At 69.3% G+C, this 26843-nt stretch carries 30 protein-coding genes and 2 pseudogenes; 23 read left to right on the forward strand and 9 right to left on the reverse strand.

The genetic code is table 11. The features are described 5' to 3' along the window. The first annotated feature begins 95 nt into the window (after positions 1-95). Positions 96-686 (forward strand): hypothetical protein, encoded by a 591-nt coding sequence (locus tag IEZ31_RS48855; RefSeq protein WP_190256990.1) that lies wholly within the window; start codon positions 96-98, stop codon positions 684-686. Positions 687-959: 273 nt separating this feature from the next. Here the strand turns inward: IEZ31_RS48855 and IEZ31_RS48860 are convergent, their stop codons facing one another. Then, positions 960-2654, reverse strand: coding sequence for an RICIN domain-containing protein (locus IEZ31_RS48860; protein ID WP_190256991.1), 1695 nt, complete (start codon positions 2652-2654; stop codon positions 960-962). 495 nt (positions 2655-3149) lie between these two features. On the opposite strand from IEZ31_RS48860, the pseudogene IEZ31_RS48865 reads away from it, so the two are divergent. Then, positions 3150-3538, forward strand: a pseudogene (locus IEZ31_RS48865) (transposase family protein). A gap of 12 nt (positions 3539-3550) precedes the next feature. Here the strand turns inward: IEZ31_RS48865 and IEZ31_RS57775 are convergent. Beyond that, positions 3551-3761: pseudogene (locus IEZ31_RS57775) on the reverse strand (IS701 family transposase); the annotation flags it as partial. 265 nt (positions 3762-4026) lie between these two features. Here IEZ31_RS57775 and IEZ31_RS48870 point away from each other — a divergent pair. Next, positions 4027-4224, forward strand: coding sequence for a class I SAM-dependent methyltransferase (locus tag IEZ31_RS48870; protein ID WP_190256992.1), 198 nt, complete (start codon positions 4027-4029; stop codon positions 4222-4224). Here the strand turns inward: IEZ31_RS48870 and IEZ31_RS48875 are convergent. Continuing rightward, a complete protein-coding gene (locus IEZ31_RS48875) occupies positions 4193-4891 on the reverse strand; it encodes an NAD(P)-dependent oxidoreductase (RefSeq protein ID WP_190256993.1) in 699 nt (232 codons plus the stop codon). The genes IEZ31_RS48870 and IEZ31_RS48875 overlap by 32 nt on opposite strands. A gap of 93 nt (positions 4892-4984) precedes the next feature. On the opposite strand from IEZ31_RS48875, the gene IEZ31_RS48880 reads away from it, so the two are divergent. The 3 genes from IEZ31_RS48880 (at position 4985) to IEZ31_RS59910 (ending at position 6380) form a co-directional block, all read left to right on the forward strand. Next, complete coding sequence (locus IEZ31_RS48880) at positions 4985-5668, forward strand: TetR/AcrR family transcriptional regulator (protein WP_190256994.1); 684 nt, start codon at positions 4985-4987, stop codon at positions 5666-5668. Positions 5669-5892: 224 nt separating this feature from the next. Continuing rightward, a complete protein-coding gene (locus tag IEZ31_RS57780; protein ID WP_229837031.1) occupies positions 5893-6204 on the forward strand; it encodes a hypothetical protein in 312 nt (103 codons plus the stop codon). Beyond that, a complete protein-coding gene (locus IEZ31_RS59910) occupies positions 6144-6380 on the forward strand; it encodes a carboxymuconolactone decarboxylase family protein (RefSeq protein WP_229837038.1) in 237 nt (78 codons plus the stop codon). Before IEZ31_RS57780 ends, IEZ31_RS59910 begins: the two co-directional genes overlap by 61 nt. Before the next feature lie 148 nt (positions 6381-6528). On the opposite strand, the gene IEZ31_RS58720 is transcribed toward IEZ31_RS59910, so the two are convergent. After that, positions 6529-6849: a hypothetical protein gene (locus IEZ31_RS58720; RefSeq protein ID WP_268241758.1), complete on the reverse strand. Its 321-nt coding sequence runs from the start codon at positions 6847-6849 to the stop codon at positions 6529-6531. Between IEZ31_RS58720 and IEZ31_RS58725 the strand changes: the two genes are divergently transcribed. Next, on the forward strand, positions 6781-7050 hold the full coding sequence (locus IEZ31_RS58725) for an aldo/keto reductase (protein WP_268241756.1): 270 nt from the start codon (positions 6781-6783) through the stop codon (positions 7048-7050). The two genes, IEZ31_RS58720 and IEZ31_RS58725, sit on opposite strands and share 69 nt — an antisense overlap. Here the strand turns inward: IEZ31_RS58725 and IEZ31_RS48895 are convergent. Continuing rightward, complete coding sequence (locus IEZ31_RS48895; protein WP_190256995.1) at positions 7047-7514, reverse strand: MarR family winged helix-turn-helix transcriptional regulator; 468 nt, start codon at positions 7512-7514, stop codon at positions 7047-7049. The two genes, IEZ31_RS58725 and IEZ31_RS48895, sit on opposite strands and share 4 nt — an antisense overlap. 496 nt (positions 7515-8010) lie before the next feature. On the opposite strand from IEZ31_RS48895, the gene IEZ31_RS48900 reads away from it, so the two are divergent. The 16 genes from IEZ31_RS48900 (at position 8011) to IEZ31_RS48975 (ending at position 22614) form a co-directional block, all read left to right on the forward strand. Then, positions 8011-8307: a GNAT family N-acetyltransferase gene (locus tag IEZ31_RS48900; RefSeq protein ID WP_229837032.1), complete on the forward strand. Its 297-nt coding sequence runs from the start codon at positions 8011-8013 to the stop codon at positions 8305-8307. A 31-nt stretch (positions 8308-8338) separates the two neighbouring features. Then, positions 8339-8761 (forward strand): (4Fe-4S)-binding protein, encoded by a 423-nt coding sequence (locus tag IEZ31_RS48905; protein ID WP_190256997.1) that lies wholly within the window; start codon positions 8339-8341, stop codon positions 8759-8761. An 88-nt stretch (positions 8762-8849) separates the two neighbouring features. Next, positions 8850-9251, forward strand: a complete 402-nt coding sequence (locus IEZ31_RS48910) for a Rossmann-fold NAD(P)-binding domain-containing protein (RefSeq protein WP_190256998.1) — start codon at positions 8850-8852, stop codon at positions 9249-9251. After that, positions 9251-10093, forward strand: a complete 843-nt coding sequence (locus IEZ31_RS48915; RefSeq protein ID WP_190257029.1) for an alpha/beta fold hydrolase — start codon at positions 9251-9253, stop codon at positions 10091-10093. The genes IEZ31_RS48910 and IEZ31_RS48915 overlap by 1 nt, the downstream gene beginning before the upstream one ends. A 612-nt stretch (positions 10094-10705) precedes the next feature. Further along, positions 10706-11647, forward strand: coding sequence for a CPBP family intramembrane glutamic endopeptidase (locus tag IEZ31_RS48920; protein WP_190256999.1), 942 nt, complete (start codon positions 10706-10708; stop codon positions 11645-11647). 96 nt (positions 11648-11743) lie between these two features. Beyond that, on the forward strand, positions 11744-12487 hold the full coding sequence (locus IEZ31_RS48925) for a helix-turn-helix domain-containing protein (protein ID WP_190257000.1): 744 nt from the start codon (positions 11744-11746) through the stop codon (positions 12485-12487). A 321-nt stretch (positions 12488-12808) separates the two neighbouring features. Then, the gene (locus IEZ31_RS48930; RefSeq protein WP_229837040.1) at positions 12809-13852 is read left to right on the forward strand and encodes a class I SAM-dependent methyltransferase; all 1044 of its coding nucleotides are present in this window, start codon (positions 12809-12811) and stop codon (positions 13850-13852) included. A gap of 8 nt (positions 13853-13860) precedes the next feature. Further along, complete coding sequence (locus tag IEZ31_RS48935) at positions 13861-14982, forward strand: hypothetical protein (protein WP_190257002.1); 1122 nt, start codon at positions 13861-13863, stop codon at positions 14980-14982. 12 nt (positions 14983-14994) lie between these two features. Continuing rightward, positions 14995-16065 (forward strand): ABC transporter substrate-binding protein, encoded by a 1071-nt coding sequence (locus tag IEZ31_RS48940; RefSeq protein WP_190257003.1) that lies wholly within the window; start codon positions 14995-14997, stop codon positions 16063-16065. 4 nt (positions 16066-16069) lie between these two features. Beyond that, positions 16070-16903: an ABC transporter ATP-binding protein gene (locus IEZ31_RS48945; protein ID WP_190257004.1), complete on the forward strand. Its 834-nt coding sequence runs from the start codon at positions 16070-16072 to the stop codon at positions 16901-16903. After that, complete coding sequence (locus IEZ31_RS48950; protein WP_190257005.1) at positions 16896-17774, forward strand: ABC transporter permease; 879 nt, start codon at positions 16896-16898, stop codon at positions 17772-17774. The genes IEZ31_RS48945 and IEZ31_RS48950 overlap by 8 nt, the downstream gene beginning before the upstream one ends. Then, complete coding sequence (locus IEZ31_RS48955; protein WP_190257006.1) at positions 17771-18628, forward strand: ABC transporter permease; 858 nt, start codon at positions 17771-17773, stop codon at positions 18626-18628. Before IEZ31_RS48950 ends, IEZ31_RS48955 begins: the two co-directional genes overlap by 4 nt. Beyond that, complete coding sequence (locus tag IEZ31_RS48960; RefSeq protein ID WP_190257007.1) at positions 18625-19734, forward strand: carbohydrate kinase family protein; 1110 nt, start codon at positions 18625-18627, stop codon at positions 19732-19734. Before IEZ31_RS48955 ends, IEZ31_RS48960 begins: the two co-directional genes overlap by 4 nt. Then, positions 19728-20606 carry a MurR/RpiR family transcriptional regulator gene (locus IEZ31_RS48965; protein WP_190257008.1) on the forward strand — a complete coding sequence of 293 codons (879 nt, stop codon included), beginning with the start codon at positions 19728-19730 and terminating at the stop codon, positions 20604-20606. The genes IEZ31_RS48960 and IEZ31_RS48965 overlap by 7 nt, the downstream gene beginning before the upstream one ends. 32 nt (positions 20607-20638) lie before the next feature. After that, positions 20639-21664: a carbohydrate kinase family protein gene (locus IEZ31_RS48970; protein WP_190257009.1), complete on the forward strand. Its 1026-nt coding sequence runs from the start codon at positions 20639-20641 to the stop codon at positions 21662-21664. Then, positions 21661-22614 carry a phosphorylase family protein gene (locus tag IEZ31_RS48975; protein ID WP_190257010.1) on the forward strand — a complete coding sequence of 318 codons (954 nt, stop codon included), beginning with the start codon at positions 21661-21663 and terminating at the stop codon, positions 22612-22614. Before IEZ31_RS48970 ends, IEZ31_RS48975 begins: the two co-directional genes overlap by 4 nt. Positions 22615-22618: 4 nt before the next feature. Here IEZ31_RS48975 and IEZ31_RS48980 read toward each other — a convergent pair whose 3' ends face one another. The 4 genes from IEZ31_RS48980 to IEZ31_RS48995 form a co-directional block, all read right to left on the reverse strand. Beyond that, the gene (locus IEZ31_RS48980) at positions 22619-23590 is read right to left on the reverse strand and encodes a bile acid:sodium symporter family protein (RefSeq protein ID WP_229837033.1); all 972 of its coding nucleotides are present in this window, start codon (positions 23588-23590) and stop codon (positions 22619-22621) included. A 29-nt stretch (positions 23591-23619) separates the two neighbouring features. Beyond that, a complete protein-coding gene (locus IEZ31_RS48985; protein ID WP_229837034.1) occupies positions 23620-24237 on the reverse strand; it encodes a cysteine hydrolase family protein in 618 nt (205 codons plus the stop codon). A 174-nt stretch (positions 24238-24411) separates the two neighbouring features. Further along, a complete protein-coding gene (locus tag IEZ31_RS48990; protein WP_190257013.1) occupies positions 24412-26010 on the reverse strand; it encodes an AtzH-like domain-containing protein in 1599 nt (532 codons plus the stop codon). Continuing rightward, a complete protein-coding gene (locus IEZ31_RS48995; protein ID WP_190257014.1) occupies positions 25997-26689 on the reverse strand; it encodes a GntR family transcriptional regulator in 693 nt (230 codons plus the stop codon). Before IEZ31_RS48995 ends, IEZ31_RS48990 begins: the two co-directional genes overlap by 14 nt. Positions 26690-26843: the final 154 nt, after the last annotated feature.

The raw sequence follows: 26843 nt of genomic DNA on the forward strand, positions 1-26843 counted from the left end.
TCCGAGGGCACCGTGCGGTACCGCCGCTGCGCCTGCGGCACCCGCTGGATGGAGCTGACCCACGCGGTCCTCGCCGCCCGGACCAGGCCCGTGCAGTGACCGACCTCAAGCCCCTCCTCGATGCGGCCGCCACCGACCCGCGCTCCCGGGCGTGGGACGAGATCTGGCACCAGTCGTCCCATCAGGGCAAGTACGACGCGGCGAGCGCCGAGCTGCTGCCCTGGCTGGCCGCCACCTGCGCGGCCTTCCGCCCGGAGGACCGCGAGAAGGCGCTGATCTTCGCGGGCTTCGTGGCGGTGGACGCGCCGGAGAGCCGCCGCGAGCACTACGCGGCCGAGATCGCCGCGCTCCGCGCGATGGCCCTCGACCGCCTGCCCGTCGCGACGTCACCGGACAGCGACTTCGTGTACCTGCTCCAGGCGGTCCTCGGCTTCGAGGGCGACGAACGCTGGGGCAAGGAGCTCGACCGCATCAACGACGGCGAGGTCGGCGTGACGTGCCCGTCGTGCGACGAGGAGACGTACGCCGACCTCGCAGGGACGGAGCCGGGGCTGCCCGGCCCGCTCCCCGAACGCCTGCACGCGCTGGCCCTCGAAGCGGGCCGCCCCGAGGTCGCCACGGCGATCACCCACCTGTTCGGCCGCACGACCTGCCCGGCCTGCGGCACGGCGTTCCGGGTCTTCTGAAACCGCAACGGCGGCTCGGTCGGTGCTGGTGGTGGCCAGGCCGGCCGGCGTGGCGGCGGTCTCCCAGACATCGGTCGCTCCATGGCAGCACATCGATGCGGCGGTGGGTCACGTGTCGATGAGCAGGGTCGCCTACCGGAGTCCGCGGCGCAGTGGCCTGTTCGAAGTATGCCAACGGCGGCGTTGGCCGATCGAAGGTGTCGTGAACCGTCTGGATGACCCGGCCAGCAGGGGGCGGATGCGAGAAATCATCCGCCCGCTGCCGCGGCGAACCTACCGGAAGTTCCACGCCCGGATGTAGCGGATGTCGAACGAGTTGCCCGGTCCGGTGGGCGTTGACGGGTCGCCAGGTCTGCTCGCGCTGCCGAACTGGAAGCTGAGCAGGATGTACATGCGGTTGGGCATGCTGACGTCGACGGTGTAGTACTGCTGGCCGTCGAAGTAGAAGGTGAGCCGGTTGGGTTCCCACTTGACGGCGTACTTGTGGTAGACCGCGGACAGATCCGAGGTCTGCAATGTCTTAGTTCCGGCCCGGTCGCCCGGGTCACCGCGCCAAACGGTCGCGGCGAACGCGGTCGGGTGCAGGTTGGCATCCGACCAGCCGCTGTCCGGGCCGCCACCGGGATAGGCCTCCATAATATCGATCTCCGGCCGGTAGTCGCTGGACGAGTCGTGGTTGTACAGCCAGAACGCCGGCCAGGGTCCCTTGCCGTAGGGCAGTCTCGCCTCGATCTCGAAGAATCCGTAGGTCTGGTAGTACCTCCCGTCGGTGGTGATGTGCCGGTAGTCCCGCGTGTATTCGGTGCCCGCGACCGGGAACATCTTCAGGCTGCCGTTGCTGATGACGTAGTTGGGTGTCGAATCGGTCGGCAGGTACCAGACCTGGTCCGTCCACTTCGATGTGTCCAAAGCAGACCCGTCGAATTCATCAGAGAACGCCAGGCTGTACAGGTTCCGGTCCTGTCCGTACGGGCCATCGCCAGCCGGGGGCGACGTCGGTGTACCGATTGTCCAGGTTTGGTTGGCCTGACCGGTGCAGTCCCACAGTTCCAGGTACACACCATCGCCAGTCGCGCTTGGACCACCGGTGACGTCTAGGCAACGGCCGCTGGGCACATGCACGAACTGGTGTTCACCGGTGGCGCCGGTGTTCTCCATCCGCCACAACTGGTGTGGCTGGCCGGTGCAGTCCCACTGCTCGATTCCAGTCAGGTTGGTGGTGCCGGCATTGACGGACTGGATGCACCTGCCGCTGCTCTGCGCGATGATCTCGTACTGGCCGGAACCCATGTCGCGCAACGTCCAGTTCTGGTTCGATTCGCCGGTGCACGTCCACTGCTCGATGACGGCGCCGTTGGCGGTCTGGGCCGGACCACCGCGCACGTCCAAGCATTTGCCAGAGTGCTTGGCGACCACCGGCGTGGCGATATCGCTGTTCGAGGGGGGTGTCAGCCTCCAAGACTGGTTTGTCTGACCGGTACAGTCCCACAGTTCCGTCAACACACCGTCGCCGGTGGCAGTTGGGCCGCCGGTGACGTCCAGGCAGCGGCCGCTGGATACCGAGATGATTTCGTAGCGGCCCGAACCCTTAGCGCGCAACGTCCACAGCTGCCGAGGCTGGCCGGAGCAGGAGGCCTGCTGGATGCCGGCGCCGTTGCGGGTAGCACCGTCGATCACATCGACGCACTTTCCGCTGCTGCCGGCCTCAAGCTCGTACTGGCCGCTACCACGGTCGTTGAGCGTCCACGCCTGGTTGGCCTGACCGGAACACGACCACTGCTCGACCAAAGCCCCGTCCCCGACGGCCGTAGGCCCGCCGCGAACATCCAGACACTTGCCGGAATGCTCGGCCACGATCTCCGTCGTGGCCGTCGAGGCCGCCGCCGGTGCGACCAACCCAGCGACGACAACCGCCAGAACAGTGCCTCCGGCGTACAACACCAGTCGGGATCGGACACGAGAACGCATAGCAATCTCCTTCCTGAACGGGCCGACCTGGCCGCATAACTGCGATTGCCGGTTACGAGAGGGTGAGGGTTCCCGCCGTGTAGCACCGCTGGTCGTCGACGATTACTCCGACTGGTATGGCGGGGACGTGCTCGGGGGAGCCCACGTCGTAGCCGGAACCCTGTTGGCCGCTGTCAACGCTTTGCATGACAGTGACCGCACACGGAACCTCACTAGAAACCGGCCGGTGCGGCAGCCCGGATCACTGCGGCCTGACGCAACGCGGCGATTACCGGCGCTATTCTGACGCAAAAACTAGGCGTTCAAGTATGTCGATGTGACACGTAGCCGGCGCGGATGGTGTGTTTGATCCACACTTATGAATGCATTGAGCCTTTTCCAAGCTGATGTTGCAGCTCGGAGGGTGTGCGGCGGACCCGGAGATCGATGAGGGCGAGGCTCCCAGGTAAGACGGCAGTCGACCAAGATCCGATGCCCCGACCGGGGAGCCTCGCTGTGCTGGCCTACCCCGCCACGATCCCGCTGTCCAGCCGAACCCTGAACCACCTGGCCGCCAGCATCCGCCGTCATCGCAACCAGCATCGATCCCGGTGGCGGCGCCTCGATCCGGGCGTGACGACCTTCGCGGACAAGGGCTACCAGGGCGCCGGCGGGACGGTCCGCACCCCGTTCAAACGCCACCGCCACCGGCCCAAGCTGTCGCGCCGATAGAAGGCCGGAAACAAGACCCACGCCAGGCTCCGGGCCCGCAGCGAACGGGCGATCGCCACCCTCAAACCTGGAAGCTCCTGACGAAGCTGCGGTCCTGCCCACGCCGAACCACCACGATCGTGCAGGCCATCCTCGCCCTACACCACGTCGAGACCAGCCGCTACGCAGGATGAAATGGCTGGGCTGGTCTCGTTCTTCGCGGTCTGAAAGCACACTCCTCGATCGCAAACCTCGAGCCCGCCACCCGGATCAACTCGTCAAAGTCGGTGTCGGCCGGCCCAAACACACGTCGTAAGCGACGTTGCACGGGTCACTGACGCTGCGCCGGGCCAGTAGCCGATGCCCCCAACCCGAGCGACGCAACGGCCGGATCTGCACCACCGCGCAGCCATAGACCGCTCACCATGCGCCCGCACTCGTCCAGCAGCATCAACGACGGCAGCGAGGCGATCGACCTGATCCTTCGGGCGATGGCGAGCCCGAGTTCCGCGTTGGCGCCGCACGCACGGATCCGGGAGCGGTCGGCCGTAGGACCGGTCGAAGACGAGGGCCGGCTGCTCGGCCGTATCCCCGGGCCCCTCGTCCGCGACCTCCAGCACGGCGCGGCCGTCCGCCGGGCTGGCTCCCCGAGACGCCCGGCCAGTCGCCGTTCGACTTCGCCGTGGAGCAGGAAACCGTTACGCCGCAAGGCATCCGGTACGTGCAGGCCGACCTGTGCGCTCTGCCGGACCTCGGCGCACCGTTCGACGCCGCGGTCGCCAGCATGGTCCTGCCCGTCATCCCCGACTGGACCGGCGCGATGCAGGCGTGCGTGCAGGCGCAGCGTCTCATCCGGCGTGCGCGAGGGCGCTGGGCGTGAGGCGGCCGACGATCGCCGGGGCCTCCCGGATCAGGGCGTCGTCGGTGAGTGCTTCGAGCATGAAGAGCGCATAGTCGGTGCGGCGCGTCCTGTTGCTCGCGAGGATCGGATCCCCGACGTGGCGGCTCCACACCGGCAGGCCCTGGCTCTCACCCTCTTCCAGATCGCTTCCGCGGACGACCGTCCAGCGGCTATCGCTCGCGAAGATCCGGCGAGCCGCATCGAGCTGATCCTCGACGTCGATCACGCGCAGCGCGCGCATCACCCGCGTGACGACGGAGTTCGCCATACGAGTCGCCCAGGGGTAGCGGTCGTTCTCGTCGCGGGGTACATGCCAGCCGCACGAGAAGACCAGGCGCGCGTTCGGGTCGGCGAAGTCGAGCACCGCCTGTGCCGTGCCCGACGAGTACTGCCGCACGCCCCAGGGGACCAGGACCGTGAGGATGCCGTCGCACCCGGCCACCGCTGTCCGGATGACCCGCCGATCGTTCGTGTCGCCGGGCACGATCGTGATCCGGTCCGCGAAGGCCTGCAGCTTGCCGACGCTGCGCTCGCGGCACACGCCGACGACCTCGTAGCCGCGGTCCAGCGCGTGCGCCACCATGTACTGCCCGAGCCTCCCCGAAGCGCCGATGATGCAGACCCTGCGGATGCCGTTATCGTCCATGTTTGTCTCCTCTCGCTCCATTGGGCTTACGTTGTAAGTAACATATACTTACGCTGTACGTCAGGTCAATCGATCAGAGGCGAGGAGCCCGACATGGGCGCGACGAACACAGCCCTCGGCGGCGCACCGCGCCGTGCGCCGCTGAACCGCCGGCGCGTGGTCGAGGCGGCGGTCGGACAGGCCGACAATGCAGGTCTCTCCGGCGTCACGATGCGCGCGGTGGCCGCCGGGCTCGGCGTCGAGGCGATGTCGCTGTACAACCACGTCGCCAACCGTGACGATCTTCTCGACGGGATGATCGATCTGGTGTTCGGGGAGATCGAGCTGCCCGATCCGGCGGCCTCCTGGAAGACGGCGATGCAGGGGCGCGCCGTCTCCGCGCATGCGGCGCTGCGTCGCCATCCCTGGGCCATCGGGCTGATGGACTCCCGGCGCAAATCGGGACCTGCAACCCTGCGGCATCACGATGCGGTACTCGGGGTGCTGCGTACCGGAGGCTTCTCCCCGACGATGGCCGTCCATGCCGTCTCGCTGATCGACAGTTACATCTACGGCTATGCGCTCCAGGAGCGAAGTCTGCCGATCGGCGAACACGAAAGCGCTCATGACCTGGCGGAGCGGTTCATGGCGGACCTGCCGCCCGGCGAGTACCCGTATCTGGCGGAGGTCGTCGCGGAGCGAGCCTCCCGGGTCGGCGCCGCCGCCGATTCCGATGCCGAGTTCGCCTTCGGCCTCGCCCTCATCCTCGACGGACTCCGGCCCGACGGGGCGTCGTAGCGCGCACGGCCATGCGGCGGACGCCGCGACGCTCCAGCTACCTCAACCAGCCCAGCAGCCTCGGCTGCCACCTGGCCGAGATCGCCGAGTCCGGACTCGCCCCGAAGTCGCCGCCGACGGCCCCGATGGCATCGACGCCCACGTCCACCTGCCGAACTTCCCCATAGTCGCAGCACGGCGAGCAGCCTGACCACCGCGGCCAGATCAACGAGATCCTGATCCAGATGTACGCCTACGCGGGCTTCCCGCGCAGCCTCAACGCCCTAGGCACGTTCATGACCCTGCTCGACCAACGCCGCGCCGACGGCATCACCGACCTGGCCGGCGACGAGCCGAAGCCCCTACTCGCCGATATCGACATCCTTGTGCGCGGCACCGCCAACCAGACCCAGCTGTCCGGCGCGCCCGTGCCGGCCCCCTGTTCGAGTGCGCGCCCGCGATCGACCGGTTTCTCAAAACGCACCTGTTCGGCGACATCTTCAGCCGCGACAACCTCGACTGGCAAAGCCGCGAGATCGCCACTGTCGCCGCCCTGACCAGCCTCGACGGCGTCGAAAGCCAACTGCGGTCCCACTTTGGTATCGCGCTCAACACCGGCCTCACCGCCACCCAGCTGCGAGCCCTCGTCACCGACCTGACCGCGCGTCTCGGGCCAGGGCCGGGCGAGCGCGCCGCAGCAAGCCTCGACCAGGTCCTGGCGCAACGGGCCTGAGCGCCGCCCGGTGAGGAGCAGTGTCTTGCTGAGCGCACCTCGTCGCTTCGCCCGTACACATTGAAGGAGCCATCATGCACACCCGAACTCTCGGCCAGGGCCTGCGGGTCTCGGCCATCGGCCTGGGCGCCATGGGTATGTCCCAGAGCTACGGACCCAACCCCGGCGACCGCGACGCCATGATCGGCGTGCTGCGCGGCGCGGTCGAGCGGGGCGTCACTTTCGGATGGCGCATCGAGAACGGTCCTTCAGTTGGCTTGACAGCCGTCCCGAGCAGATCAAACGGGTCGCTGACGCGTCGCTGCGCCGACTGCAGACTGGCACCATCGACCTGTTCTAGCAGCACCGCGTCGACCCCGACGTGCCGATCGAGGACGTCGCCGGCGCCGTCGGCGAACTCGTGCAGGCCGGCAAGCTGCGCCACTTCGGCCTCTCCGAGGCCGCCGCGGCCACGATCCGCCGCGCCCACGCCGTGCACCCGGTGACCGCGGTGCAGAGCGAGTACTCGCTGTGGACCCGCGACCCCGAACCCGACGTCCTGCCCACCTGCGCCGAGCCTGGCCTCGGAACAGAGCAGCTACGTCGGCGGCGCGAACTTCTACGTCGACGGAGGCACGAACCAAATCTGAGCAGGCCCTGGCGCGTTCGACCTTGCCGCCCTCGGCATTAGTCAGGCTGCCTCTCCATATGTGCAAGGACGCGGTCCGAGATCCTGGCGAGCATGTCGAGTTCTTCCTGGCTGAGGGCGTCGATGAATAGTCGGCGGACATGTTCGACATGCAGGGGTGCCGCGTCTTCGATCGCTTTGAAGCCGGCTGGGGTGGCGACGATGAACGCTCCGCGTCCGTCGTCGGGACATTCCTCCTTGGCCACCAGTCCGCGCTCTGTCATCCGCCTGACTTGATGGGACATGCGGCTCTTCTCCCACTCCACCAGCTTTGCCAGGTCCATGAAGCGCATCCGTCCACCGCCGGTTTCGGTAAGTTTGACCAACACGATGTAGTCGGCGGCGGACATGCCGGAGTCGGCCTGGACTCGGCGAGAGAGTCGTCCGATGAGCTTCTCCTGCATGCGGATGAAACTGTCCCAGGCGGCCTGCTGTTCCGAGGTAAGCCAGTGGGGCGTTGCGTCCATGCGGGGAGCGTAACTACATCGTGCACGGCTCATGTCTGCCGGACACCTCCGACGGAGCCGATCAATGCCCGCAATGCGGTGAGCGTAGGCACGCTTGACGCCCCACGGCTTGCGGCCGTTCGCGGAAGACGCCCGGGGTCGGGCGTCGCCCCTCCGGGTACGGAGGTGATGGGGCTGCGGTGATCCTCGCCGGAGCGGGGATCGCACTTGGTCACGGTTTTGACGGCAGTGCCGGACCGGCGAGACGCGGCGCGGTGTCACCCATGCGCTACCGCATTCCGCCCGGTAGTGCATGAAACCGACGACTCGGAGAAATGGTTGACGCATCAACAATCAGCCTCTAGTGTAGATGATGCATCAACCAACCACCGGTGTGGCCTTCGCCTGGGAGACGCAGCTCCTCGCCGGACACGCCGGAAGCGGCCGCTGACCTGACCGCCGCACAGGTCGGCCCGTCTCGCACGTGAGATCTGATGGAGGACACATGGTAGTGAATGTGAGCGATGTTCCCGAAGCCAAACGGTACGAGGCTCGGGTCGAAGGAGAGTCCGAGGTCGCGGGCGTCGCGCAGTACATCCGCACCACGGAACTCATCGCGTTCGTACACACCGAGGTCTCGCCGGAGTACGAGGGCAGGGGAGTTGGCGCGGCCCTTGCCCGCGCCGCCCTCGACGAGGCCCGCGCCGCGAGCCTGCTGGTCCTGCCCACCTGCCCGTTCTTCGCTAGGTGGATCGCCCGGCACCCCGAGTACCAGGAACTGGTGTACCAGTCCCACAGCAGAGTCAGCGACTGAACAGCCGGGCATGGCAGCGACGGAGGTCAGTATGAGCAGCGGAACCGCGAAGAAGGCGTACGAGGGCCAGTCGATCACCGTGACCTTTGAGGCCAGGCGTTGCCTGCACGCCGCCGAGTGCGTCCGCGGTTTGCCGGAGGTCTTCGACACGGGTCAGCGCCCGTGGATCCGGCCCGACGGTGCCGAGGCCGAGCGCCTGGCCGAAGTGGTGCGGCGCTGTCCCTCCGGAGCGTTGCAGTACGAACTCGTAGACGGCGGGGCGGAGGCCCCGGACCGGCCCACGCAGATCACGCGTGACTCCACCGGACAGTTGATTGTGCGCGGTGAGTTGAGAGTGAACACATCGCAAGGTGCGCGCGCCGAGACCAGGGCCGTCCTGTGTGGTTGCGGGCAGAGCCGCCTGCAGCCGTACTGCGATCACGCGGGGCCTTGCGGTCAGATACCGCAGGGCTGACCCGACACCCCGGCCTGTCGGTTCCCTTGATGAGCCAAAGGCGGTACGGGGCGGCCGGATCTGGACGATCCTGCGGCCGAGCTGGTTTATGCAGGTCTTCACCGATCCGCGCTTCTACCGCGACTCGATCGTCGACACCGGGCAGTTCTCCTTCCCCGGCGGGGGCGCGACGGTGGCCTGGATCGACGCCCGGGACATCGCGTCCGTGGCTGAGCGGGCCCTGCTCGACGCGGGGCACGCCGGCCAGGTGTACGAACTGTCCGGCCCGGAGTCACTGTCGATGCCGCGTACTGCGGAACTGCTCTCCGCCGCCGCCGGTCGGCCCGTGACGCACCGGGAGGTGACCATCGTCGAAGCGGTCGCCGGCATGACGGGTTTCGAACGAGATCTCTCCGCGCTGACCTTCGAACGCGTCCGGGCGGGCCGCTTCGCGGAGGTGACCGGCGCTGTCGAGTCCGCCAAAAACAGAAGATCGAAGGGATACGGATGATGGGCTACATCACCGTCGGAAACGAGAACAGCACCCCGATCGAGCTGTACTACGAGGATCAGGGCACCGGTCAACCGGTCGTGCTGATCCACGGGTATCCGCTGAACGGTCACAGCTGGGAGAAGCAGACACGCGAGCTGCTGGACCAGGGCTACCGTGTGATCACGTACGATCGCCGAGGTTTCGGCCAGTCGTCGAAGGTCCACGGCGGCTATGACTATGACACGTTCGCCGCGGATCTGAACACGGTGCTGGAGACGCTCGACCTGCGCGATGTCGTGCTCGTGGGCTTCTCGATGGGCACCGGCGAGCTCGCCCGCTACGTGGCCCGCTACGGGCACGAGCGGGTCGCGAAGCTCGCGTTCCTCGCGTCGCTCGAACCGTTCCTCGTGCAGCGCGACGACAACCCTGAGGGCATTCCGCAGGAGGTCTTCGACGGGATCGCGGCCGCGGCAAAAGCCGACAGGTACGCATGGTTCACGCAGTTCTACCAGGACTTCTACAACCTGGACGAGAACCTCGGCACCCGCATCAGCCAGCAAGTGGTCACCGGCAGCTGGAACGTCGCGATCGGCAGCGCCCCGGTCGCGGCGTATGCGGTGGTGCCGGCGTGGATCGAAGACTTCCGAGGTGATGTGGAGGCGGTGCGCGCCGCTGGGAAGCCGACGCTGATCCTGCACGGAACGAAGGACAACATCCTTCCGATCGACGCGACCGCGCGCCGGTTCCGTCAGGCCGTCCCCGACGCCGACTACGTCGAGATCGAGGGAGCACCCCACGGCCTGCTCTGGACCCACGCCGACGAGGTCAACACCGCACTGAAAGACTTCCTCGCCATCTGACACGGCGTTCGGCGGAGGGCGGACAGGCGACCGCCCTCCGCCGAACCGGACAGACGCAGACATGCCGTCGAGCACCCGGGGAGTTGGCCGAGCGCGCGGGGACGACGGTGAACGCGATCCGCCATCGGCGAACCCCTGACCTGAGATGGTCAGCCGGGACAGTTCGGTACCGTCGGCGAAGCTGCGGAAGACGGCCGCCGCGCCGGGCCTCCCCGCGATCGGTTCGTACCGGACGGGCACGGTCCGGTCCGGCGTCACCGCCCATCTACTGCGGCGGTCGTCGAGGTGGACAACGGACAGCGGCCCACCCGGGCGCCGTGCCCGCAATGCAGCCGAGCGCCGTAGCGGCGCCGCGGGAGCTTCGCTGTCGATCAGGTCGCCGGGGCCGACCAGGACCGCGTCGAGCGCTCCGTCGGCGAGGGCGATCAGTGACCGCCGCTCGTCGTCGGCGGTGCGAGCGCGGACGAGCGGCTGGCCGGCCGTGAACTGCTTTCCCATCCTGTGCCGCAATTCCCGCCGAGGCGTCCGCCTTGACAACTTGACCATGCCCCGACGGCACGGTTTTCACTCGTGAGCGCATCTTCCGATTTGAAGCCAAGAGGAGCACTCCTGATGGACGCGTTGCATTCCGGCGACCCGCGAGACACGACGAACCGCCCGAGTCGGCCGACGCCAACGTATTCGCGGCCGGTCGTCGATGACTCTCGGCCGTTCGGCGCACACCTGCGCATGAGTTGGTGGAAACCGCTTGTGGTCATTCTCGTACCACCGGTGGTGCTGCTGGTCCTGCAGATTCTGGGCTACCAGCTCGTCGGCGTCATAGAGGGCAGCGACGACCCGATGGCGCCGACCATGACCCCGTTGAAGTTCCTGGCCGTGAACCTCGCCACCATCGCGACGGGCGTGCTGGCGATCCTGATCCTGACATGGCTGGCTAAGGTGCCGTGGCGCAGGCTGATCAGCTCACCGCGGCCATTCGATCCCCACCGCCTGACGCACTACCTGCTCAGCGCGGCACTCCTGGTGGCCGCGGGGATCGGCGTGGTCGCACTCGTCGCCCCCGACTCCCCAGGGTGGATCGCCTTCGGCGTGTCCGGCACGACGATCATCATGCTCGTGCTGACTCTCCTGACTACGCCGCTCCAGGCACTCGGCGAGGAGCTGATATTCCGAAGCGCCGCATTGCCCGCCGCCGCATCCTGGGTGCGCACGGTCCGTCCAGCCCTGGTCCTCGGCCTCATCGTCTCCAGCCTGACCTTCGCATTGCTCCACGGGTCCACCGACCCTTGGCTGTTCGGCTACTACGCCTTCATCAGCGCCTCCACCGGACTGATGGCGATCATGAGCCGCGGTATCGAGGCGCCGGTCGCGTTCCACGTCGCCAACAACGTCCTGTTCACAACCGTCAACACGCTGATGTCGGACGGCGAGCCGTTCTCCATTGACCGGTCCTCCGACACCGGTGATGCGGCCGTGTTGATCCTCGGGGCGGTGAACATCGCGATGCTCGTGCTCGTCTGGCTGCGCGAGCGAGGGATCCGGGCCACCCGCTGATCTCGTCGCGGCGTCTGAGCCGCCCCGCTCGAGCCCGCGAGAGGGGTGAGCGGAGTGCCGCTCGGCGAAGGTGGCATGTAAAGAGGAGAGGAGACCATGACCTGGAGCACTCGCGAGATCGCTGAGCTGTCGGGAACTACGGTGAAAACGGTGCGCTACTACCACGAGATCGGCCTGCTCGAAGAGCCCGACCGCAAACCCAATGGCTACAAGCAGTACACGATCCGCCACCTGACACGGCTCCTGCAGATCAAGCGACTGACCGGACTGGGCGTCCCGCTCACGCAGGTCGCCACGATGGGAACGGACCTTGACGGTCAAGCGTCAGTCTTTCGGATCATCGACGCCGAGCTCGAAGCGACGGTAGAGCGGCTTCAGGACATCCGACGAGAACTGGCGGTCTTGTCCCAGCCCGGGGCGACATCCGACGTCCCGCCCGGTTTCAACAGTGTCGCGGAGCACCTGCGCGACAATGACCGAGCGCTCCTCATGATCTATGCTCAACTGTTCTCAGACGAGTCGATGGAAGCGGTGCATCAGATTCTTGAGGCGCGCCCCAACGACGCACTAGACGAGGAGTTCCGCGACCTTCCCGAAGACGCCGACGAGGCCACGCGACAGGCACTTGCCGAACAGATCGCTCCATTCATGGACGCCGCGACGGCCGCCAACCCCGTCACGCTGGTGCCCAAAGCACGCACACCGCGGCAGACCGGAGCGGCACGAAGCGTCGCCGGCCATGCCCTCGAAGCGCTCTACAGCCGTGCTCAACTCGACGTGCTGCGCCGGGCGCATCGGATCAGCACAGCTGGTGCCAACACAGGCTCCGCACTCGACTGAGACCCCGGGTTCGCCGCGGCGACCCCGAGCTCTGCAGCTGAGTGCAACGAGGCATTGATCCGTTGACGGGCGCGGTTGGGCCTCGATCTATCGCACGTCGCGCAAGAGGGGCGAGCGGATGGCGCTGGCCTTGTAACACGTCTGGCCCGACTTGGTTCTATTGCGCGCTTGTAAAGTTGGAAGAAGACTCCGTTACGGGCGTTCAGGTCTGGAACTTTGCGCCATAACGTGCTCCCCGTGAACGCGATACCTCCGGGGACCGGAGTCACTCCGCGAGGCGCAGCGGCGCCCGCCGTGGGCGAGGCTGTCCAGCACGTGGCGATGGTGATGAACCATGCGTGGCTTGCGCTGCTGCTCTCACTCGGCGAGCGGCTTGGACTGCACGAGGTGCTGGCCGCAGCTGATCGGCCGCTGACTGCCGCCGAACTCGCGGCCCGCGCCGGTGCCGACGAGCGCTACGTGCGTGAGTGGGCCTGGGGAATGGCCGCGGGCGCGCTCGTCGTCGGCACGGTGGATGAGGCGGGCATCGAGTGGTTCCGTCTCGTGGAGGGCTACGAGCAGGCCCTCACCGCACGCGGTGGGGCGCAGCACTGGTCACGGATCACGATGCAGGTGACCGCGTTGGCCGCACTCGAAGACGATATCGTCGCCGCCTTTCGTACGGGTGGCGGGGTGTCCGCCGCGCGCTACGAGGGCCGCATCGTCAAGGTTCTCGAGGCCGAGAGCGGGCCGATCTTCGCTCAGGTGCTGCTGGAGGAGGTCGTCCCGCTTCTCGGCGTCACCGACCTGCTCCGCACCGGGGCACGGGTTCTCGATCTGGGCTGCGGGACCGGCCAGGCGGTGGCGATCCTCGGAGCGCAGTTCCAGAACTCACGGTTCCTGGGGGTCGACCAGTCGCCCGACTCGGTCGCCGCGGCGCGCCGCCGGACCGCGCAACTCGACAATGTCTCGTTCGCCGTGCTCGACATCGAGGACGCCCTTCCGCAGGGCCCCTTCGACCTCGTCATGGCGGCCAACGTCGTGCACGACCTTTCGGATCCGGTTGGGTTGCTCACCCGGCTGCACGCGATAACCGCCCCCGGCGGGGTGGTCTACCTCCACGAGCTCGGGTTCGGAGACGCGATGCCCGACAACGTGGCCGATCCGCACTCCCTTGGTGTGCTCGCCTTCGGCATCTACCACTGCCTGCCGCTCGCCCGCCGGCGCCCTGGGATCGCGCCCGGCGGCATGTGGGGCCGCTCCGCCTACGAGGCGGCGCTGCGCTCCGCCGGGTTCGTCGACGTCGTCACCACGCGCGCGCCGTCCGATCCCAACAACGACACGATCATCGCCCGCCGCCCAGCCGTGACCGGGCGATCCGAATGAAGAGGACCATGAACGCAGATCGGAAGTCCACACCCGCACCGCCCCCCTCGCCGGAGGCTCCCGGATTCGACCGCTACGTCGTCGTCGACTTCGACGACGAGTTGCGAGACATCCCCGCCACCTACGCCGCGGCCGCCGCCGTCGACGTCGCGCCATTGGCAGCCTGGCTGCGTGAGCACGCGCAGTCCCCGCTGGCGTTCGTGGGCGCGGGAGGCTCGCTGGCGGTGGCCCAACTGGGTGCGAGCCTGCACCAGCGAGCCACCGGACGGATGGCGGCGGCGCGCGAGCCGATGGACCTGTACCTGGGTGATCTCGGCCCCGACACCGCAATCGTGCTGGTGACGGCGGGTGGCGCGCACAGCGACTCGCTCGCCGCCTGCAAGCTGTTCGCGGCCGAGCCGCGGGACGCGGCGGTGTTCTGCGGCAGCACCGGATCGGCGGGTGAGGCACTGCTCGCCGGCTCCGCGGTGCCGGTCTTCGCCTACGACCTGCTCCCACAGGTACACAGTTGGGTCGCGGTGAATGTCCTCGTCGGCCAGGCTCTGGTGCTCGCCAGGGCCTACGCCGAGGCGTTCCCGGAGCGCCTGGGCGTCGTCCCGGCCACGCTGGACGAGCTGAACCCGGGCTGGACGCAGGTCGATGCGTCGGTAGGCGGGCTGGTCGAACGCCTCGCTGAGGTGCTGGCCCGTCCGATGCTTGCCTTCCTCCACGGGCCGGACACCCGCACCGCCGCAGTGGACCTGGACTCGAAGTTCGCCGAGTCCGGCCTCGGCGAGCTGGTGCTGTCGGAGTACCGCAACTTCGCCCACGGCCGCTACCAGACGCTGCTGCCACGCCAGGGTGAGATCGCAATTCTGGCCATGTACACGCCGCGCGAAGCCGACATCGCGGCCGCGACCATGGCCAGTATCCCCGAGCATCTGCCGGCCGCCGGGCTGGCAGTACCGGGCGACGGCGCCGCGGCACAACAGATCGGTTGCCTGGTCCAGCTGATGTACGTCCTGGGCGCGCTCGCCCGGGTCCGCGGCATCGAGGTCGGCTGGGGCAGCCGCAACACCTTCGGTGACCTGCTTTACGACCTTGACCTGAGCGCCCTGCTCGGGCTGCCCAGCCCCCGAACCGTTTCCTGAAAGGACGACACCATGATGTTTCCGCGCACCAGACTGCTCGTTACGGCCGGCGCGGTCGCCGCGCTGCTGGCCCTGACCGGCTGCTCCGGCGGCTCCTCGGACACCGACTCCTCGGCCGATAGTGGTTCCGGCAGCGTCGGTCTGCAGCTCAACTGGATCCAGAACAGCACCTGGGCGGGCAGCTACCTGGCCGACGAGAAAGGCTACTACGGCAAGGCCGGGCTCAAGGTCGACATCATGACCGGTGGCCCCAACGTCGACTTCATGGCGGCGTTGAGTTCGGGAAAGGCGCTCGTCGCCTTCGCCGGCCTGACTGAGCCGGCCACGCTCAATCAGCAGGGCGGCGACTACCGGGTCGTCGCCACGATGTACCAGAAGAACCCGCTCTCGGTGATCTCCAAGTCCGGCAGTGGTATCACCACGCCAAAGGCCCTGGAGGGCAAGCGGATGGGCGTCTCGACGACCGCGATGTCGGTGTGGAACCAGTTCGCGGCCGTCTCCGGCATCGACACCAAGAAGGTGAAGATCGTGCCCATCACGACGGGCCCCGAGGCGCTCGTCGCCGGCGATGTCGATGCCTATCTCGGCTTCAGCACCGAGGCGCCCGGCCAGCTCGCGGCCCTCGGCGTGTCGGTCGACCTGTTCCTGTTGCAGGACTTCGGGTTCGGCTACTACGTCGACGTCTACACCGTGCGCCAGGCCGCCCTGAACGACCCGAAGAAGCGCGACGAGATCAAGCGGCTGCTCAAGGCCGACCTGCAGGGCCAGCTCGACATGATTGCCGACCCGGATGCGGCGGCGCAGCTCACGGTGAACCGCTACGGCAAGACGCTGGGCCTGGAGCTCAGCAGCGAAAAGTCGATCACTACGGCGGCGTCGAAGTTGTTCTACTCGCCGACGACCGAGGCGAAGGGCATCGGCTACATGGCCGGCGACGAGCTGACGCTGTCGATGAAGACGCTCAACACGATCCTCGGCACCTCGCTGCCGCTCGACGGCTCCGGGTACGTCGACATGTCCCTCCTCAACGAGATCAAGGCCGAGGATCCGAGCTTCGGCACCCTTCCGCCCGCCAAGGGGTGACGCGATGGTGCAGCACGGGATTCCCGGCGTGCAGGAGCTTGCCACGGCGGCGGAGGGCCGGCGCCGCACCGTCGACATCGCGGTGACGGACGTGAGCCGGACGTTCCAAACGTCCGGCGGGACGGTCGAGGCGCTGCGCAACGTGAGCCTGACCGTGCCGGCCGGCGGGTTCGTGTCGGTGGTCGGGCCCAGCGGCTGTGGCAAGTCCACGTTGCTGCGTATCCTCGCCGGCCTCGAGCAGCCGACGGCCGGATCGGTCGCACTGGGCGGCCGGTCGCCGGCGGAGCGGGTGCGGGCGCACGAGGTGGGCATGGCGTTCCAGGACGCGGCGCTGCTGCCGTGGCGGACCGTCACGCGCAATGTCGCCTTCGCAAGGGAGATGGCGGGGCTGGCCCGCGACGACGCGCTCGTGGCGCGGCTGCTCGTGCTGGTCGGTCTGAGCGGCTTCGAGCGGGCTCGCCCCGCCCAGCTCTCCGGCGGCATGCGCCAGCGGGTGGCGATCGCGAGGGCGCTGGTCACCCGGCCGCGGCTGCTGCTGCTCGACGAGCCGTTCGGCGCCCTCGACGAGTTGCTGCGCGAGAACCTGAACATGGAGCTGCAGCGGATCTGGATGGCTGAGGAGGTCACCACGGTGATGGTGACCCATTCGGTCAGCGAGGCCGTGCTGCTCAGCGACACCGTTGTGGTGATGGGCAGCCGGCCCGGCCACGTTGCGGCGGTCGTGGACGTACCGTTTCCCCGGCCGCGGAAGCCCGAGCTGCTGCACGCCGACGACTTCTTCCACGTCTGCACCAGGGTCAAGGCGGTCCTGCGCGGGGAGGGGGAAGGCGGTGGGTAGCCGGCTCGCGCGCCGGGCGAAGGTGGTGGCGCCACCCGTCGTGGGGCTCGCGGCGCTGCTGGGGCTATGGGTCTGGCTGGCTGCGGTACTGCCTGGCGACGGGAAGCTTCTGCCCACGCCCGGCGCGGTGCTCGCGGCCCTGGTCGAGGACCGCGACATCATCGCCATCGGGCTGTCGGCGACCCTGGTCAGCGCCGCGGAGGGGCTCGGGGCCGGGGTCGCCGTCGGGGTGGTTTTCGCCCTGGTCGCCGTGGTCGTGCCGGTGTTACGCCGGCCGCTGACCCGGCAGCTGACGATCGTGTTCTGCCTGCCGCTCGCGGCCGTTGCCCCGCTGCTGTTCCTGTTCCTGGACCTGCCGGGCCCCCATGTCGTGCTGGCGGCGATCTCGGTGGTATTCCCTGTATACGTGGCCCTGGTCCAGGGCCTGACCGCCACCCACGAGGAGTGGGAGGACCTCCGCGACGTGCTCGGCGGCAGTCGGGTGCGCTACTTCCTCCGTGTCCAGCTTCCGTCGGCGGGCCCGCAGTTCGTCGTCGCCGCCCGCATCGCCGGACCCGCCGCGGTGCTCGGCACGACGCTCGCGGAGTACTTCGGCGGAGAGCGGGGCGTCGGTGTCCTCATGATTAACAGCCTGGCCCGGGTCGACACCCCACGCGCCTACGCGCTCGGGGTCGTCGTGACCGGGCTCAGTGCCCTGCTCTACGGCGCTGTCGGTGTCGTGGCGAGCCTGCTGCCGTGGACCGCGCAGCCACGAGCGTCGCGGCGGCGGATCGGCACGGCGACAGGCCCCGCGGCCGGGGCGGCGGCGGGCGAGCCTGCCCTGCCGGTCCGGAGCGTGGAGGCCATGAGCGTGGACGGAGGCCGGCGATGACCAGTGCGACCGAGGCGGATGTCGTGGCGCAGGAAAAGGGCACGCCGATGCCTGGTTCGCGCCTGCGGCACAGATCGCTGCCCGGGCTGGTCCTCCGCGAACTGTGCGGAGGCTTGGTGCCGATCGGGGTGGTGCTGCTGCTGTGGCAGGTCGCCTACGTCGCATTGCCGGCCAACAGCTTCCTGCGCTCGCCGGTCGAGGCGATCCGGTATGCGGCCGAACCGGGCACCCTCGACCGGCTGGCCGTCGCGTTGGGGAGCACGTTCGCGATGGTGGTGCTCGGCTATGCGATCGCGATCGCGGTGTCGATCGTGCTGGCTTCGGTCGTCGTCTCCAGTATGGTGCTGGCCAGGGCACTCATGCCGGTCGCGGTGCTGCTGGGCACGATCCCGGTGATCGTGATCTCACCAGTGGTGATCATGCTCGTTGGGCGCAGCCCGGCAACGTCGGTAACGGTGTGTGTATTGATCACGTTCTTCCCGGCCCTGGTCAACATCGTCTCGGCGATGGGTTCGGTGCCGCCGACGCTGCTCGATCTGTGCGGGGTGCTCGGCGGCGGCCGGATGCGCACCCTGGTGTCGGTCCGCCTGCCGCGAGCCGTGCCGGGCCTCGTCTCGGCCGGCAAGCTCGGCCTGCCGGCCGCGCTGACCGGAGTGATCCTGACCGAGTACATCGCCACGGGCGCCGGTATCGGCACCTACATCAACCTCGCCCGCGCGAACTACTGGTACGTCGAGATGTGGGCGGGGATCCTCGCCGTTCTCGTCTGCTCCGTGCTCGTCTACACGGTGCTCGGCGTGCTGGAGACGGTGCTGCAGGACCGTTACGTGGCGTCGGGCCGGGGGGACCGGTGAGTGCCGGACGGGCGGTCGTCGTCGGCACCGTCGCGCTGGACCTGGTCGCGGCCGAAGCCCGGGCGAGGACCGCCCGGGCCGCGGTCGGCAACAGCGGGGCCAACATCGCCGTGCGGCTGGCGGCCGCGGGCTGGCGAGTCGAGCTGGTCTGCCTGGTCGGCGACGATCCGGCCGCGGACCTGGTGCGCGAGGACCTGACCCGCTGGGGGGTCGGCACGCACGGGACGATCTCCCGTGCCGGGTACCTCACCCCTCGGGTGTTCCTCGTCGCCGGCACGCCCGGCACTGCGGCGCGGTGGATGAACGCCTGCCCGCGCTGCGGGCGCCCCCGGGGACACACGCTGCAGATCCCCGCGCTCGACGAACTGCCCGCAGCGGTCCTCGACGCGGCGGCATCCGCCGACCTGATCGTCGCCGATGTCGCCGGGGCAACCGCGGACGCCTTGATCGATCGATGCGCGGGGCTGCGCTGGTTCGAGGCCAGCCTCACCGAGGCGGATCCGGACGTAGCTCGCAGGACCGGCGCCGCCTGCGATGTGGTGAAGGTTTCCGCCGAGGAGGTGGAGCACTATGCCGGGGCTCTGGCCGCCATCGACGGGCGTACCCGGCTGCAGGTGGTCACCGACGGGCCGCGAGGGCTGCGGTTGCGCCGGCGCACCGTGGCCGCGCCGGGCTGGCCGGGCTGGTCACACCGGCCCGTTTCCGAACCGGTCGAGGTGGTCGACACCATGGGCGCGGGCGATGCCTTTACCGCGACGGTGGCGGCGGCGTTGGTGGGCGAGGGATGGCGCGGCGAGCCGGGCCTCCCCGATATTCTGCCCATCCTGGATGTCCCGGCCGCCGTCCGTACTGGGCAAGACGGTGACCGGGTGCCCGACCTGCTGGATTCGGTGCTCCATCAGGGGCAGCGGGCCGCGGCGATGGCCTGCCGTTTCCCCGGCGCGCGCGGAGACATGCGACCACGCGAGGAGGGGCGGTCGGCATGGTTGCCGGGCGAGCACGCGTGGCAGTGCGGCCGCTGCGAGGCCGAGCAGGCGAGCGGGGCGCCAGGGACGGACGGGAACACAGCGGGTCGCCGAAGCGGAAGGACGAAGCGCACGTGGTGAAGAAGGCGAAGGACGGATTCTCGGGACCAGGGGTTTCAGTACTCGCGCGCATCCGGTCGCTGCTGCCGACGCTGGCGCCGAGCGAGGCACGGGTCGCGGCCTTCATTTTGGAGCACGCCGACGACGTCGTCCACATGACGGTCGCCGAGGTTGCCGAGGGCGCGGCGTCCGCGGAGTCGTCGACCGTGCGGTGCTGCCGTTCGCTGGGATTCCAGGGCTTTCAGGACCTGAAGATCTCGCTGGCGCGCGACACGGCCTCGCTCGACCAGTACGCCTACGACCACGTCGAGCCGGGCGACGCACCGGGCGACGTGCTGCTGAAGGTCATGACCTTCACCGCGCAGGTAATCCGCGATGCCGCCGGCAGCATCGATCCCGTGACCTTCGAGGAGGCGGTCGCCAAGATCAACGCGGCCGACGAGATTCTCGCGATCGGCTTCGGTGCGTCCTACCTGGTCGCGCGCAGCGTGCACGACCAGTTCGCCTCGATCGGCCTCAGGGTGCGCGCTCCCGACGCATCGAACCTGAAGTACCTGATGTCCCGCACGGCTCCGCCCGGCACCTGCGGGCTGCTGATCAGCCACACCGGTGCGACCCGCGACCTCATCCGCTGTGCGGAGGCGCTCCGCTCGCGGGGCGTACCGACCGTGGCGATCACCAGCTTTCCCCGCTCGCGGCTGGCCGACCGGGTCGACCACGCCCTGGTCGCCAGCGGGCGGGAGCTGGCGTTCCGCTTCGAGTCGCTCTCCGGCCGGCTCGCGCACCTGGCCGTCGTCGACGCGCTGTACCTGGCGCTGGCCCGGGCCTCGCCCGAGCGGGCTCGCGCATCGCTGGACATCTACTACGACATGGAGTCGTCCTGGCGGATCTGACCATCCCGGCGATGTACACACAGGAGAATCCGATGCCCGAACCCGTACCGGCCTTACCGCCGCCGTGTCCGTCGACCGCGGCGCCACCCGCAGTACTCGTCGTCTCCAGGGTCGTGCTCGACGTCTTCCCGGGTTCGCCGGCCGAGACCGTCGTCCTCGGCGGTTCCGGTTTCTGGGCGGCTGTTGGAGTCGCCGCCACCCTCGACGAAGAGTCCACGGCGGTGATGCCGGGGAGGCCGGGGAGGCCGGCCGGAGTCTCCATCGCCTCTCGGGTCGGCACGGACTTCGGGCCGTACCGGCCGATCCTGCATCGGCTGGGGATCCGGACGGACGCGCTGGTCACCGACGGACCACAGACCAGCCGGACGATCATCACGTACCCGGTGGGAGAGGAACGCCGCGAGGAGCCGGTCGGCGGGTGGCCGGCACACGTGCGGATGCGTGCGGTATGGACCGACGTGCCCGAGCCCGTCCGGGCGGCACCGGGCTGCTATGTGTTCCGGGACTGGCATCCGGGTTTCTGGGAGCCCCTACTCGAGGATGTGCGCCGGCATCGTACGCAGCTGTTGTGGGAGCTGCCCGCCTCGATCTGCACCCCCGCCGATCTGCCGCGGCTGCGCGCGGTCCTGCCCTCCGTTGCGATCGTGTCGCTGAACCTGGCGGAGGCCCGGGCCCTGCTCGGTGTCGGCCCCGATGCCGGTCCCGCCGGCGAGCTGAGTGCCGCGGAGGCGGCCCGGCGCATCGCCGACCTCGGCGCGCGGACCGTGCTACTGCGGGCCGGGCGGGCCGGATCGGTGGTCGCCCACGAAGGGCGCCTGCTCCGTGTCTCCGCCGCGCGGGTACCGGCCATCGACGTCACGGGTGCAGGCAACGCCTTCAGCGGCGCGTTCCTCGGCTGCCGGATCGCCGGTGCCGACGTGGCGTCCGCCGCGACGTTCGCAAGCGCGGTGGCGGCGATGGTCGTGTCCCGGCTCGGGCCGCCCGACTCGCACGCCGCGGCCCGGGCCCAAGCGCTCGAGCTCGTCCGCACCGCGCGGGTCTGGGATCTCGGATCGTGAGCGGCTACCTTGACCCGTCGGGGATCGCGGAGCCGGACCTGGAGGCCGTGCGGCGCATCCGCCGCGCAGTCCTGGACTCCCATCCGTACCGCGACGTACTGCCCGCCCGCGGGCTGCGCGTCGGCGGCCGACCCGCGCTGACCGGCGTAGATCCCGCCGACGTCGGCCGGTACGTCGTGCTGAGTGTGCGCGATCCGCTCGGCGAGGAGGTCGCGTCCGCCGGTATCGGGCACGCACAGCGCCTCGCCTCAGCATTCGGGCCGGCGGAGCCCGTGGCGGCCACCGGGCTGTTCCAGACGAGCACGGCGTCGCTGGAGGGTGAGCGGGTGAGTGTCGTCGCCACCGGCAGCGGGGCTCCCGAGCTGGAACTCGCCATGGTGGAGCTGATGGAGCACACCGAGGCCGAGGTCTTCATCTACTTCGGCACCGCGGCAGGGCTGCACCCGTTCGTCCATCCCGGCGACGTCGTGGTCTCCACCGGTGTGGTGCGGGAGGAGGCTACGACCCGTGCCTACGTCGACCCGGCCTACCCCGCCGCGCCTTCCTACGACGTCGTAGCCGCCTTCGTCGGCGCCGCCCAGGACAACGGGGTGGCCGTTCACGCCGGAGTCACCCGGTCGACCGACTCCGACATCCTCGGCAACGGGCGCCCTTCCGTGGGCGGCTACCTGCAACCCCACCACCGGGAGACCATCGACTACTGGATCCGGGCAGGGGTGCTGTGCAACGACCGGGAGGCGTCGGCCGTGGTAACACTCGGGTCACTGTTCGGCCGACGCACCGGCGCGGTGCTCGGCGTGACCGACAACTTTCCCGCCGGCCGCTCGCTCAAGCCGGGCGCGGGCATGGCCGACGCGACGGCCACGCTGGTCGGCGGGCTGCGCCGGCTGCAGCGACTCGACCAGGCGCGGGTGCGCGGTGGGCGGCGGTACTGGGCCCCGCCACCGTGACCGGTTACTCCGCGGTTGCCGGTCGCCCGCCGGAGTCCTGGCCGAGCCGTCGCGCGATGACCGCGCAAACGATGAGCTGAATCTGATGGAAGATCATCAGAGGCAGGACCGTCACCCCGATCATGGCCGCCGGCAGCAAGACCGTGGCGAGGGGGACCCCGCTCGCCAGCGACTTCTTGGACCCGCACATGAGCAGCACCACCTGGTCCGGTCGGCTCATGCCGAGTCTGCGCCCGGCGCTGTACGTGACAGCCAGGACGATGGCAAGCATCAGCGAACAGCTACCGACGAGCACCGCAAGGGCGCCGGCCGAGACCGTTGACCAGATACCGTCCACGACGGCATGGCTGAAGGCAACGTACACGGTGAGGACGATCGCCCCCCGCTCACTCAGCGTCGTGATCCGCCGGTGCCGGGACATCCGGGCCGCCAACCATCGACGAGCCAGTTGGCCGACCACGAAGGGGAGCAGGAGTTGCAGGGCGACCTTGCCCACGAGGCCGACCGACAGCCCGAGGGTGCCACCGAGCATGAGCGCGACCAGGACGGGCGTGAGGAACACGCCGGCCAGATTCGAGAACGAGGCCGCGCAGATCGCTCCGGCCACGTTGCCGCCCGCGATCGAGGTGAATGTGATCGACGACTGCACCGTCGAGGGAAGGACGCTGAGGAAGAGAAGCCCCTGCGCGAGTCCTGTGGGCAGCACCGCCGGGGCCAGCAACTGGGCCGCGAGACCGAGCACCGGGAAGAGCACGAACGTCGCGGTCAGCACGCTCGCGTGGAGGCGCCACTGGCCGAGGGCGGCAAGCGCCTCACGGGCGGGCAGCCGGAGGCCGTAGAGGAAGAACAGCCAGGCGACGGAGACGCTGACGGCCTGGCTCAGCCCGTCGCCGACCGCACCCCGGGCCGGCAGGAACGAGGCCAGCAGGACCGCCAGCAGCAGCGTTGCGATGAACGGGTCGATCCGCCGGAGCACGGACCGGAGAGGGCCGGTCGCGGGCCCGTTCACCGGGCGCTGAGCCCGGCGAGGACCGCGGTGCTCGTAGCGGTGAAGCCGAAGCATTGGCGGACGTTGTAGGTAGTGGCCCGCATGCAGAACTCCGGTGACGTGGTCGCCACCGCGTCCTCGATCATCACCACGTCGTAGCCGAGGTTCGCGCCGTCGATCAGTGTGGCGAGCACGCACTGGTCGGCATTGACTCCCGCGAACAGCAGGGTATCCACCCGCAGGTTACGCAGCACCGAGTCCAGCGGCGTGTCGACGAATCCGCTCATTCGGTACTTGTCGATCGTGAAGTCCTCCGGTGAGATCATCAATTCGTCCACGGTCGCCGCGGCCCATGAGCCGGCCTGCAGGACCGGTGAGGCGGCGGCGTTGGAGGGGGTGCCGATCCCGGTCCCCGCTCCGGCCGGGTCATACACGTGCAGGACGCCGGGCGGTAGGTTCGCGCGATCGGAGCGGTTGCCCCAGTTGACCCAGATGACCGGTACATCCGCGTCGCGGACCGCCGGCAGCAGGTTTTGCAGCACGGGGATGGGGTCGCGTGCCGCTCGGACGTCAACGCCGATGCCCGCCAGCCAACCGTCGGGGTGGCAGAAGTCATTCTGCATGTCGATGACCACGACGGCGGTGCGGGCGAGGTCGATCGTCAGCCGCTGTGGTGCCGCGTCCACCACGACCGGTCGTGGCGGACGGACCGGACGGCGGAGGTCGACGTGGTCGGCCGACAGAGTCCAGGAGTTGCGGTTCAACAATGTGGCGTGTGTTCTCGAACCGCGGGCCGGAGTATGCATGGATCATCCGTCTTTCGTGATCAGCCGGAGCAGGGAGCGGTCCTCGCCCGGAGCGGCCACCAGGCACAGACCGACGGGGAGGGCGCCGACCCGTGGCGTCGGCAGCGAGAGCGCAGGGGCACCGGTGAGCGAGGCCAGGCAGGTCAGCCGTAGCGTGGCCGCTCGGACGGCCTCGACCTCGGCAGGATCCCGGTCGCGCTGCGGCGCGGGGCTCGAGGTCGCGGGAAACGCAAGCGCCGTTCCGGCTGGAAGGAGGGCGAGCAGCTCGTTGCGGGCCGCGCGAAGTACCACTCGTGCCGCGGACTCCTCCTTGGCGCCGATGCGGCCGCCTTGCCGGAAGCGGGCCTCCACAGCCGGATCCAGCGCGCCGGGGTGCTCCTCGACGAACCGGCCGTGCAGCCGCCACGCTTCTGCCTGCTGAACGGCCCGGAACGCCGCGAACCAGGCTTCGAGTCGGTCGGGATCCAGATGTGCGGTGCGGAGCCGTGATCCAGCACGCAGTGCCAGGGCCCGCAAGGCGGCCCGCACGGCGACCCGCACCGCGGGCTCGGCGAGCGCCTGAAGCTCGGGTACGACCACCAGGTCGTCGATGTCGTGGGTCCCCGCCGGCGGCAACAGAATGTCCGCCGCCTCGGCGAGCAGGGTCGCTTCCCTGGTGAGCAGGCCGATCGTATCGAAGGACGGCGCGAGGCCGACGAGTCCGCGCCGGTCCACCGCGTCGTGCGTGGTCCGCAGGCCGTAGAGGCCGCAGTACGAGGCCGGTACACGAATCGATCCGGCGGTGTCCGTGCCGAGGCCGATATCGGCCGCTCCAGCGGCCACCGCGGCCGCGGGACCGCTGGTGGATCCGCCCGTGACCCGGCCGGGCGCCGCGGGATTGTCCGGCGCACCGTAGTGGATGTTCGTCCCGGCGAGGGAGAACGCGAGTTCGTCGGTATGCGCGATCCCGGCCACGTCGGCACCAGCGGCCAGCAGCCGATGCACGGCATCCGCGTGCTCGCGCTCGATCGATGCCGCGGCCAGCCACGCGGGGTTGCCGGCGCCGATCGGGTGGCCGGCGACGGCGAACAGATCCTTCACCGCCACTCGGGCCCGGGCCAGTGGTCCGCGCTCGGCGCCCTGTGCCACCACAGCATCGGCGCCCGGCGGCACCCGCCACGTCCCCGGCGACACCCCGGGGGCCGCGCCGGCTGCCGCGGCCCGTGGCGGTCCCGTCGAGACGTGTGCCGCCGTCACGACCCAGGCGGATTCGGTGCCCGGCCCGGGGATGTCACGTCGCTGCCATACCTGTGTCTGGACGCCGGTCCCGCCGTCCTGCCTGCTCGACTCGGCGACGATGACGGCCGCATCGGGCGTGAGGTGTCTGACATGCACGCGCACCAGACGTCGAGGCGGAGGCGGCTGCCGGCCGGCGCGGAACTCCGCGATCTGCTCGTGCCCGACGAGTGTGTATCCGCCGTCGCTGCGGATCGTGCCGGTGTCGTCGGCGAACAGCGCGTCGAGGACGCTCACGTCGTTCGCCATCAGAGCCCGCTCGTACCGCATGAAGGCGCGCAGCAGCGACGGGTCGGCGGAACGGAGATCGGGATCACCGGCCGTCATCGGCGCCGTCCTCCTGTTCGTCTTGGGTGAGCCTCTGTGACGCCGCGATGTGTTCGAGCATGAGGGAGCGGGAGAGCTGAGCGTCGCCCTCGACGATCGCCGCGACGATCTGGGCGTGCTCGTGCCACGAACTGTGCGCCCTGCGCGTGACGACATCGGCGTAGAACCACGAGATCTTGTGTGAGATCTGGTCGAACAGGCCCAGCAACATGGTGCTTTCGCTGGCCAGCGCGATCGCCCGGTGCAGGTCGGTGTTGAGCTGCGGCAGTACCTCGATCTCGCCCCGGGCGACACAGTCCTGCCCCTCGGCGAGGATCGCCCGGATCACGCGGAGCCTGGCGGGTGCCACCCGTTTCGCCGCCCGAGCGGCCGCCAGGCCCTCCACCGTCGCCCGGACCTCGAACAGGTTCTCCGCGTCCTCTCGGGTCATCCGGGTGACCGTGCGGATCCGTGGACTCGTGGTGGTCACGAAGCCCTCGCCCTCTAGAAGCCGCAGCGCCTCGCGGACGGGTACCCGGGAGACGCCGTAGGCGTCGGCGAGCCGCAGCTCGGTCAGTCGTTCCCCGACCGCGAGCCGGCCGGTGACGATGTCTTCGCGGAGTTGGCTGGTGACCTGCTCGACGAGGCTGCGTCCGGCGCGCGAGGTTCGCCGGCCGCTCGTGGCGGCGCCTTCGTTCATGACTTTCCCTTCCGGGAACACTTCGGTCAGGCGTCCCGGCGGGACGGTGGGACGGCGGTGCGCACGTGCCGGGCCGAAGTCCCGACGCCGGCTGGGGCGCCGCGCCACGGGGAACGGTCTATCAGGACGGCGCCGCCCCTTCAACCTCACCGCT

This window comes from Dactylosporangium sucinum (assembly GCF_014647515.1).
Taxonomy (GTDB): domain Bacteria; phylum Actinomycetota; class Actinomycetes; order Mycobacteriales; family Micromonosporaceae; genus Dactylosporangium; species Dactylosporangium sucinum.

Bases quoted from the DNA above. Each gene is read 5' to 3' on its own strand.
- IEZ31_RS48860 (WP_190256991.1), bottom strand. From the start codon at position 2,654: ATGCGTTCTCGTGTCCGATCCCGACTGGTGTTGTACGCCGGAGGCACT.
- IEZ31_RS48875 (WP_190256993.1), bottom strand. From the start codon at position 4,891: ATGGACGATAACGGCATCCGCAGGGTCTGCATCATCGGCGCTTCGGGG.
- IEZ31_RS48880 (WP_190256994.1), top strand. From the start codon at position 4,985: ATGGGCGCGACGAACACAGCCCTCGGCGGCGCACCGCGCCGTGCGCCG.
- IEZ31_RS57780 (WP_229837031.1), top strand. From the start codon at position 5,893: ATGTACGCCTACGCGGGCTTCCCGCGCAGCCTCAACGCCCTAGGCACG.
- IEZ31_RS48895 (WP_190256995.1), bottom strand. From the start codon at position 7,514: ATGGACGCAACGCCCCACTGGCTTACCTCGGAACAGCAGGCCGCCTGG.
- IEZ31_RS48905 (WP_190256997.1), top strand. From the start codon at position 8,339: ATGAGCAGCGGAACCGCGAAGAAGGCGTACGAGGGCCAGTCGATCACC.
- IEZ31_RS48910 (WP_190256998.1), top strand. From the start codon at position 8,850: ATGCAGGTCTTCACCGATCCGCGCTTCTACCGCGACTCGATCGTCGAC.
- IEZ31_RS48915 (WP_190257029.1), top strand. From the start codon at position 9,251: ATGGGCTACATCACCGTCGGAAACGAGAACAGCACCCCGATCGAGCTG.
- IEZ31_RS48920 (WP_190256999.1), top strand. From the start codon at position 10,706: ATGGACGCGTTGCATTCCGGCGACCCGCGAGACACGACGAACCGCCCG.
- IEZ31_RS48925 (WP_190257000.1), top strand. From the start codon at position 11,744: ATGACCTGGAGCACTCGCGAGATCGCTGAGCTGTCGGGAACTACGGTG.
- IEZ31_RS48930 (WP_229837040.1), top strand. From the start codon at position 12,809: ATGGTGATGAACCATGCGTGGCTTGCGCTGCTGCTCTCACTCGGCGAG.
- IEZ31_RS48935 (WP_190257002.1), top strand. From the start codon at position 13,861: ATGAACGCAGATCGGAAGTCCACACCCGCACCGCCCCCCTCGCCGGAG.
- IEZ31_RS48940 (WP_190257003.1), top strand. From the start codon at position 14,995: ATGATGTTTCCGCGCACCAGACTGCTCGTTACGGCCGGCGCGGTCGCC.
- IEZ31_RS48945 (WP_190257004.1), top strand. From the start codon at position 16,070: ATGGTGCAGCACGGGATTCCCGGCGTGCAGGAGCTTGCCACGGCGGCG.
- IEZ31_RS48955 (WP_190257006.1), top strand. From the start codon at position 17,771: ATGACCAGTGCGACCGAGGCGGATGTCGTGGCGCAGGAAAAGGGCACG.
- IEZ31_RS48970 (WP_190257009.1), top strand. From the start codon at position 20,639: ATGCCCGAACCCGTACCGGCCTTACCGCCGCCGTGTCCGTCGACCGCG.
- IEZ31_RS48990 (WP_190257013.1), bottom strand. From the start codon at position 26,010: ATGACGGCCGGTGATCCCGATCTCCGTTCCGCCGACCCGTCGCTGCTG.
- IEZ31_RS48995 (WP_190257014.1), bottom strand. From the start codon at position 26,689: ATGAACGAAGGCGCCGCCACGAGCGGCCGGCGAACCTCGCGCGCCGGA.